This is a genomic window from Streptomyces sp. SID9727 (assembly GCF_010550605.1).
GTDB lineage: Bacteria > Actinomycetota > Actinomycetes > Streptomycetales > Streptomycetaceae > Streptomyces.
Genome location: NZ_JAAGNI010000011.1, coordinates 1 through 8,057, shown reverse-complemented (window position 1 = coordinate 8,057; position 8,057 = coordinate 1). Strand labels below are relative to the sequence as shown.

Here is an 8,057-nt window from a genome sequence, read left to right as displayed (position 1 = left end):
GCCGTGGCCGGGCTTCCCGCGCGGCACGGCGGGCGAGGCCACCAGCGCCCCCGCCCCGGCCGCGATCAGCACCGCGCCGGCCAGTACGGCGACGGCGGGCCCGGTGACGGTCACCGCGACGCCCACCAGCAACGGCCCGGAGACGTACAGCAGTTCCTCGGCGACCCCGTCCAGGCTGTACGCGCGGCGCAGCAGGTCCCGGTCGGGGACCAGCTCGCTCCACAGCGTCCGCATGACGGGGCCGAGCGGCGGCGTGCAGGCCCCGGCCGCCGTGGCGAGGACGCCGAGGACCAGCGGGGATGCGCCCGGCCGCCAGGTGGCCAGGGCGAGGACGGCGAGCAGCACCGCGTACAGACCGGCCATCGGCGGCAGGGCGCGGCGCGGCCCGTACCGGTCGATCAGCCCGGCACGGGCGGGGGAGAGGACCACACTGGCGGCCCCGAACAGGGCCATCACCGTGCCGGCGGCCGCATAGGAACCGGTGGCGGCCTTGACGGCGAGCAGCAGGGCGAGCGGGACGATCCCGTAGGAGAGCCGCCCGGTCAGCGCGGCGGCGAAGGCGCGCGCCGCGTGCGGGACGCGCAGGACGGCGGCGTACGAAGGAGTGGACATGAGGGTCTTCCTCGGAGGGCGGCGCGGGCTCGGCCGCGCCGCGGGCATGCGGGGACACCGGAACGCCGCACCCGGTACGCCGGGCGCGGTCTCGACGGGGTCCTACGCACGAGGAAGAGACACGCGGGCAAGGTAGCAGACAGCGCCGCTAGGGCGTGTTTCGAAAGTCCCGCCTGTCCGGCGACGCCTGGCACGCACGCTCGCCGCGTTGTCGGGATCGCCCCGATACAACCAGTATCGGGGCGACCCTCCGCCTTGCGATCGCACGCACCAGACGCCGCCGGACCCGCCCTACGGGCGGACGGCGCTACTTTCGAAACACGCCCTAGCCGACGACCCCCGGGTTGGCCGCCATGATCTCCTCCGCGACCGTCCACAGCCGGGGCGTGAAGCGCAGCACCTCGTCGCGCCGGGCGAGCAGGTCCCCGGTGCGCGTGATCCCGGTGAGGTCGGCGACGGCCTCCCGGAACGCCGGCAGCCGGGCGGTGTGCAGTCCGGGCGCGTCCACGGCCAGCACGGTGTGGCAGCGGGCGAAGGTCGCGAGGATCCAGAAGACCGCCTCCCGGTGGTCGCCCCGGTCGATGAGCTCCCGGCCGCCGTCGACCGCGACGGGCCGCGCCCGCGCGGTCAGGTCGCCGCCGAAGAGAACCGGCGTGCGCACGGCGGGGACCGTGGCGTCGAACGTCCGCGCCAGCTCGTCCAGATGGTGCCGCACCAGCGGCGCGGAGACCTCCGCGCAGCCCAGCAGCGCCAGCAGCTCCGGATACAGCGCCTCCTGCCCGTACGCGGTGAGTACGTCGCGCACCGCCGGGTAGCGCAGCCGGATGGTCGGGTTGCGCAGGGCGGCCACCAGCGGGACGTGTGCGGTGACCCCGGTGGGGAACAGCCACGCCAGCACGCGGGCGGCGAACGGCTGCGCGGGGTCCAGGGCGGCGAGCCGGCTCTCGACGCGGTGCCGGGCGTCCAGACACCGCCGCCGCACGTGCTCCCGCCGGGCGAAGCGCGGCGCGACGTACGCGTGCAGCGCGCGCAGCCGCCCCGTGGGGTCCTCGACGACGGTGTCCCGTCGGAAGCCGCCCGCCAGGTGGTACGCGCCCAGCACCGCTTCCGGGTCGGCCAGCAGGGACCACGGCTCGTAGGTGATCTCCAGCAGCGCGCCCCGGTGCGGGAGCTTGCCGGGCTTCGCGGGCGCCTCGGTCCCCTCCGTCACCACGACGACGTCCAGGTCCGAGGAGACGGGCAGCTCCGCGTCGTCCGGCCGCCCGACCGTGGACCCGCTGACGTAGGCCCCCAGGAAGTCCGGTGCGGGGCGGGCGTACGTGGACACCCAGTGCGCGGCGGCGGCGCGCGCCTCTCCGAGTCTCATGCCCCGACACCTACGCGCCGGTCGGGCTCGGCGTCAAGCACGGGCCCCCCGCCGCCCGGTAGCGTCGGCGGGAGTTCCCGCCCCCCCGTCCCGCGAACGCCCGGTGAGGTACCCGATGCGCAAGATCGTCTACTGGATGTCGATGTCACTCGACGGCTTCATCGAGGGCCCGGACCGGAACATCGACTGGCATACGGTGGACGAGGAGCTCCACAGCTACTTCAACGAGCAACTGGCCGGTATGGGCGGCATGCTGGACGGCCGCGTCACCCATCAGCTGATGGCCGGCTTCTGGCCCACCGCCGACCAGGACCCGGCCAACGCGGGCCCGATGGCCGAGTTCGCCGTCATCTGGCGGAACATGCCGAAGTACGTCTACTCACGGACGCTGGAACGGGCCGACTGGAACACCACCGTCGTCCGCGAGGTCGTCCCCGAGGAGGTCAGGGCCCTCAAGGAGCAGCCCGGCGGCGACCTCGCCCTCGGCGGCGCCGGTCTCGCCGCGTCCTTCGCGGCGCACGACCTGATCGACCAGTACCGCGTCTACGTCCACCCGGTCCTCATCGGCCGGGGAAAGCCGATGTTCCCGGCCGATGAGGCCTTGCGCCCCCTCCGCCTCACCGGCACCCGCACCTTCGGTACCGGGGTGGTGGAACTCCGTTACGACCGCGCCGACCGGTGACGCCCCGGGGCGGGCCCGGGACGCCGGCGCTCCGTCAGCGGCCCGCCTGGAGCGCCGTCCAGGTGGCGGGGCCCACGATCCCGTCGGCCGTCAGGCCCCGCCCCGTCTGGTAGGAGCGCACCGCCGTCGCGGTCGCCGGGCCGAAGGTGCCGTCCGCGTCCACCGTCGAGCCCAGCGCCGCCGTCAGGGCCCGCTGGAGCCGCTTCACGTCCTCGCCCCTGGCGTCCTCGGCGAGCACCGGCGTGGTCCCGGCCGACAGCAGCGCCGTCCACGTCCTGGCGCCCACGACCCCGTCCGCGTCGAGACCGTGCGCCGACTGGAACGACGTCACCGCCGCCTCGGTGGCGGGCCCGAAGCTGCCGTCCGCCTCGCCCGCGGCGTAACCCTGGTCGTTCAGCAGCCGCTGGAGGGCGGTCACCTGGGGCCCCGCGGAGCCGGACCGCTGGGTCGTGTACGTGGCGAAGCTCAGCCCGTCCCGGGTCTCGCCGCCCGCCCCGGTGCCGGTCACCAGCTCCATGTAGCGGTCCCAGTCCCAGTAGGGGCCCGGGTCCGTGTGGTCGTTGCCCGGGGCCTCGCTGTGCCCGATGATGTGCGCCCGGTCCTTCGGGATGCCGTACCTGTCGCACAGCGAGGCGGTCAGGGCGGCCGACGAGCGGTACATCGCGTCCGTGAACCAGGTGGGGTCGTCGATGAAGCCCTCGTGCTCGATGCCGAGCGACGAGGCGTTGGCGCTGCGCGCGTGGTACGCGGTGTCGGCGTCCCGCACCATCTGGGTGATCTGCCCGTCCGACGACCGCACCACGTAGTGCGCGCTCACCTCGGACACGGGGTCCTGGAACCAGCTGATCGAGCCCGCGTACGAGCCCTGGGTGACGTGGACGACGACCTTGTCGATCTTCGCGGTCCGGCCGGTGGCGTAGTTGTTGGGGTCGGCCGGGACCCAGAGCGCGGCCGGGTAGTCCCCGCTGCGGGCACCGGTGTCCGCGGCCGCGGCCCCGTCCCGCTCCGGGGAGACCGGCCGCCCGGTCACCGTGATCCGCTCGCCGTCCGGGGTGAGCGCGGCGAGCCCGTCGGCCAGGAAGGTGTAGACCGCGTCGGCGTAGAGCGCGGCGGCCGTGCCCCGCGTACCGCTGTAGCGGGCGACGGCCGGGTACCAGGCGTCGATGTCGTCGCGGTCCCGGGCGTCGAGGCCCAGCCCGTCCGCGTAGCCGCGCAGCACCGCCGCGCCGCCCAGGATGTTGGCGGCGGTGTCGGTGCGCAGGGTGGCGACCGGTTCGCCGGTGAGGGCGGCGGCCCGTTCCAGGGTGTGGTGCGTGGGGTTGCTGACCAGGTGCATCACACCGAAGCCGCCCGCCTGGCTGGGGCGTCCGTCGTGGCCGTCGAGGTGGGTCTCGCCGTATCCGACGGCGGCGAGCAGATCGCGGGGTACGTCGAACGCCTCGGCGGCCCGCGTGAACGCACGGTCCATCGGGTGGCCGGGGTCCGCCGCCGCGAGGGCCGGGGTGCCGGTCGCGGCGAGGACGGTGGCGGTCAGGGCCGCGAGGAGGGCGGCACGGGTCCGGGCGGCGCGTGTGGGCATACCTGCTCCTGCTGTGTGGGGGGAGGGCCGGCCGACGGGGCCGGGCGGCCGCGAAGCCTGCTCACGATAGAGAGCCACCCCGGGTATGACAATCAGCCCGCAGGCGTGTCGAGACGTGTGCACTCCACCGGAGTTGACGGCCCGTGAGCGCCCCCGCGCCGCGCGGGATTCGTACACCTGGACGGCAGCCCACCGCACGGGGGAACGCGGGGCGGACCCGTCGCCGCCAAGGCGTATAACAGAGAACTCCGGACCGGCCGGCGTCCCCGATGGCACTCACATCTCACGCGGCAAGGCGTCACCGCGTACGACAGCGGAGAAGTGCCCGATGAGCATGAGCACGGCAGACGAGATCAGTACCTTGCTGACGGCGAACTTCGGAACCGACCCCGTGGCGATCCGCCCCGACGTGCCGCTCAGGCAGCTCAGGCTGGACTCGCTGGCGCTGGAGGAGCTGCGGCTCCTCATCGAGGACCGCCTCGACGTCGACCTGGACGACGTCGAGCTCACCTCGCGCGACACCGTCGGCCGGCTGGTCGACGCCGTGCATCGCAAGGCCGCCGCGTGACGGCCCCCCACCGGCTGCCGCCGTTCGCCGCGGCCGTCACCGGCATCGGCCTCGTCACCTCGGCGGGCGTCGGCGCCGAGGCCACCTGGCGCGCGGTGAACGACCCGGCGACCGCCCCCTGCGTGCCGCACCGGCCCGAACTGGCGGATCTGCCCTGTGACTTCATGTACAGCGTGACCGGACTCGACACCCGGGCCGTACTCGGGATCGCCGCCCACCGGCTGATGGACCGCTTCTCCCACCTCGCCGTCATCGCCGCCCGCGAGGCCGTCGCCGACGCCGGCCTGGACCCCGCCGTCTGGGACAGCGGCCGGGTCGCCGTCGTCATCGGCTCCGCCCACGGCGGCCTGCCCTTCTACGACGAACAGCACACCGCCCTCACCGAACGCGGCGCCCGCCGCGTGTCGCCCAAGCTCGCTCCGCTCACCGTCGTCAACGGCGCCGCCAGCAGCGTCGCCACCGACCTCGGCGCCCACGGCCCCAGCCAGGCCGTCTCCACCGCCTGCTCCTCCGGCACCGTCGCCATCGGCACCGCCCACCAGATGCTGCGCACCGGCGCCTGCGACATCGTGATCGCCGGGGGCGCCGAGTCCGTCTGCTCCCGGCTCCTGATCGCCAGCGCCTGCCGCCTCAAGGCCGTCTCCACCCGCCGCGACGACCCGCAGGCCGCCTGCCGCCCCTTCGACATCCACCGCGACGGCTTCGTCGTCGGCGAGGGCGCCGGACTGCTCGTCCTGGAACGCCCCGAACACGCCCGCGCCCGGGGCGCCGCCGTCCGCGCCCACGTCACCGGCTACGGCGCCTCCAGCGACGCCTACTCGGCCGTCGCACCCGACCCCGACGGACTCGGCGTCGAACGCGCGCTGCGCACGGCCCTCGCGGACGCAGGGATCGACGCCGCCGCCATCGGCCACGTCAACGCGCACGGCACCTCCACCGTGGCCAACGACCTGATCGAGACGGCCATGCTCCGCCGGGTCCTGGGCGAGCACCCCCTCGTCACCTCCACCAAGGCGATGACCGGCCACACCCTCGGTGCCGCCGGCGGCATCGAGACCGCGCTCACCGTCCTCGCCCTCCAGCACCAGCTGGTACCGCCCACCGTCAATCTCGACGCCCCCGACCCGGACATCCCGGTCGAGGTGGTGAGCAAGGAGGCCAGGCCCGCGGCGTTCGACGCGGCCGTCAAGACCTCGCTCGGCTTCGGTGGCCACAACGCCGCCCTCGTCCTCACCAGGTGACCGAAGCTCATGACCGATGAAATCATCCGCACCCTCACCGTCGACGGCCTGCGCTACCGCTACCGCGTCCTGCCGCAGCCCGCGCCCCGCACCGAACCGGTCGTCGTGCTCGGCGGCGCCCTCCAGGGCATCCACGGCTGGCCGCAGATGGACGAGCACCTCGGCCCGCACACCTCCGTGATCACCCTCGACCTGCCCGGCATGGGCGGCGCCGACCCGCTGCCGCCCGGCACCGGGGACGGCCTCCTGTCCGCCGCCGTCACCGGCGTCATGGACGACCTGGGCGCCGAGCGGGTCAACCTCTTCGGCTTCTCCTACGGAACGTCCGTCGCCTTCGCCTGCGCCCGGCGCGACCCCGGCCGGATCGCCCGCCTGGTCCTGGGCGGCGTACCGTCGCACATCAGCGAGGCCCAGCGCGACGGCTGGGCCCTGGCCGTCGGCAGGCTGGACGCCGGGGACGCGGAAGGGCTCGCCGCCCTGACCGCCGAGGCGCTGATGTGTCTGGACCCCGAGCGGCCGGTCCACCGGCGGGAACTGGCTCTGCGCTATGTGCGCCGGTCCTTCGCGCACGCCCTCTCGCACTCCCCGCACGCGGAGCGCTCGCTGCGGCGGTCGCTGGAACACCGCCCGGACTTCTCCGGCGGGCTGACCGGGGTCCCGGCGCTCGTCTTCGCCGGCGAGCACGACACCGTGACCTCGCCGCACCACCAGCGGGCCTTCGCGGCGACGATCGAGGGGAGCCGCTTCCTGACCATCGGCGAGTCGGACCACTGGGTCGTCCTGGAACGCCCCGACGACGTGGCGGACCTGGTGGCGCGCTTCGTCACCGACCGGCCGCTGGAGTCCGCCCCCGCGCTGCTGCCGCTCGCCGCTCTCCCGAGTCCGCGCAGGGGCGTGGCGGACCGCCACGCCGTGCCGCGGGCGGGCGGCTGAGACCGCCCGCCCGCGACGCACGGGTCAGTGGTGCCCGTGCCCGTGTCCGTGCTCCGGGGCGTTCACGTCGACGCGCACGATCTGCGGGTCGTGGTCGCTCGCCTGATCGGCGAACTCCGCGTTGATGTGCACCACGTCGTAGTCGAACCGGCGCACGCCCGGACTGGTCAGGATGTGGTCGAGGGTCTGCGAGTTGCCCTCGTACACATAGCTGTACTGCTCGTTCACCGGCAGGGTGGTGATCAGCGGCTTGAGCACCTTGCCGTCGGTCAGCGCCCCCACGGTGGGCGAGAACGCGAAGTCGTTGAGGTCGCCGAGGACCACGACCCGCGCCGACTTGTCCGCCGCGAGCAGCGACTTGACGAAGGTGTTGACCTCCTTCGCCTGCTGCACGCGCTTGGTCTCCGAGCTGCGCACCGGCTCCTGGTAGCGGCCGTGCAGGGGCTGGTCGCCGCCCTTGGACGCGAAGTGGTTGCCGACGACGAAGACGGACTTCCCGTGGAACCGGAACTCGCCGACGAGCGGCTTGCGGCTGTCGTCCCAGGCCGCACTGGCCGGGGCGATCCGGCCCGGCGACACCGACAGCGCGACGCCCTTCTTCGTCCTCACGGCCGCGGCCGGGGTCGTCGCGTCGCCGCCCGGACGGTCCACGAAGTCCACCCGCTCGGGGTTGAAGAGGAACACATTGCGGATGTTGCCGCCGGGCTCGCCGCCGTCCTTCCCGTCCTGCGGGGCGACATAGCGCCAGGAGTAGCGGGGCCCGCCCGCCGCGACGATCGCGTCCGTGAACCGCTTCAGCGTCGCCTCGGAGCCGACCGTGCCGTCGTTGACCGCGCCGTTGTCGTCCTGGATCTCCTCCAGCGACACGATGTCGGGGGAGGACAGGTTGACCGCGACGCCCTCGGCCAGGGTGTCGAACTTCGCCTGGTCGTCGAGCGCGTCGAGGTTCTCCACGTTGTACGTGGCGACCGCGAGCTCCTTGCCCTTCTGCTTGCGCGTGACCTCGCGCCGCAGGTGGTGGTCGGTGACCTCGCCGAGCGCGGTGGCCTGGAGGTTGTAGCCGCCGTACGAGTCGT

Annotated in this window: 8 protein-coding genes; 4 read left to right on the top strand and 4 right to left on the bottom strand. The window is 74.0% G+C overall.

The window, feature by feature from the left end; genetic code table 11:
- Both G3I41_RS00805 and G3I41_RS00800 read right to left on the bottom strand, forming a co-directional pair.
- Positions 1–612 (bottom strand): MFS transporter (locus G3I41_RS00805; protein ID WP_164398354.1); only part of this gene is annotated, 612 nt, incomplete at its 3' end.
- 325 nt (positions 613–937) lie between these two features.
- Entirely contained in the window at positions 938–1,978 is a 1,041-nt protein-coding gene (locus tag G3I41_RS00800; protein WP_164398353.1) for a hypothetical protein, read from the bottom strand.
- Positions 1,979–2,093: 115 nt separating this feature from the next.
- Between G3I41_RS00800 and G3I41_RS00795 the strand changes: the two genes are divergently transcribed.
- Positions 2,094–2,660 carry a dihydrofolate reductase family protein gene (locus G3I41_RS00795; protein ID WP_164398352.1) on the top strand — a complete coding sequence of 189 codons (567 nt, stop codon included), beginning with the start codon at positions 2,094–2,096 and terminating at the stop codon, positions 2,658–2,660.
- Positions 2,661–2,694: 34 nt separating this feature from the next.
- On the opposite strand, the gene G3I41_RS00790 is transcribed toward G3I41_RS00795, so the two are convergent.
- Entirely contained in the window at positions 2,695–4,239 is a 1,545-nt protein-coding gene (locus G3I41_RS00790) for a peptidoglycan-binding protein (protein WP_164398351.1), read from the bottom strand.
- Positions 4,240–4,573: 334 nt separating this feature from the next.
- Here G3I41_RS00790 and G3I41_RS00785 point away from each other — a divergent pair, with 334 nt between their 5' ends.
- Genes G3I41_RS00785 through G3I41_RS00775 form a run of 3 tightly spaced genes read left to right on the top strand, consistent with a single transcriptional unit; the run spans position 4,574 to position 6,981 of the window.
- Positions 4,574–4,807, top strand: a complete 234-nt coding sequence (locus G3I41_RS00785) for a phosphopantetheine-binding protein (RefSeq protein WP_203599913.1) — start codon at positions 4,574–4,576, stop codon at positions 4,805–4,807.
- Positions 4,804–6,048: a beta-ketoacyl-[acyl-carrier-protein] synthase family protein gene (locus G3I41_RS00780; protein ID WP_164398349.1), complete on the top strand. Its 1,245-nt coding sequence runs from the start codon at positions 4,804–4,806 to the stop codon at positions 6,046–6,048. The genes G3I41_RS00785 and G3I41_RS00780 overlap by 4 nt, the downstream gene beginning before the upstream one ends.
- A gap of 9 nt (positions 6,049–6,057) precedes the next feature.
- Positions 6,058–6,981 carry an alpha/beta hydrolase gene (locus G3I41_RS00775; protein ID WP_164398348.1) on the top strand — a complete coding sequence of 308 codons (924 nt, stop codon included), beginning with the start codon at positions 6,058–6,060 and terminating at the stop codon, positions 6,979–6,981.
- Between the two features lie 24 nt (positions 6,982–7,005).
- On the opposite strand, the gene G3I41_RS00770 is transcribed toward G3I41_RS00775, so the two are convergent.
- The coding region (locus tag G3I41_RS00770; protein WP_203599911.1) for an endonuclease/exonuclease/phosphatase family protein at positions 7,006–8,057 on the bottom strand (1,052 nt) is incomplete at its 5' end.

Excerpts from the sequence above, each read along its gene's own strand:
- G3I41_RS00775 (WP_164398348.1), top strand. The coding sequence starts at position 6,058 with ATGACCGATGAAATCATCCGCACCCTCACCGTCGACGGCCTGCGCTAC.
- G3I41_RS00790 (WP_164398351.1), bottom strand. The coding sequence starts at position 4,239 with ATGCCCACACGCGCCGCCCGGACCCGTGCCGCCCTCCTCGCGGCCCTG.
- G3I41_RS00800 (WP_164398353.1), bottom strand. The coding sequence starts at position 1,978 with ATGAGACTCGGAGAGGCGCGCGCCGCCGCCGCGCACTGGGTGTCCACG.
- G3I41_RS00795 (WP_164398352.1), top strand. The coding sequence starts at position 2,094 with ATGCGCAAGATCGTCTACTGGATGTCGATGTCACTCGACGGCTTCATC.
- G3I41_RS00785 (WP_203599913.1), top strand. The coding sequence starts at position 4,574 with ATGAGCACGGCAGACGAGATCAGTACCTTGCTGACGGCGAACTTCGGA.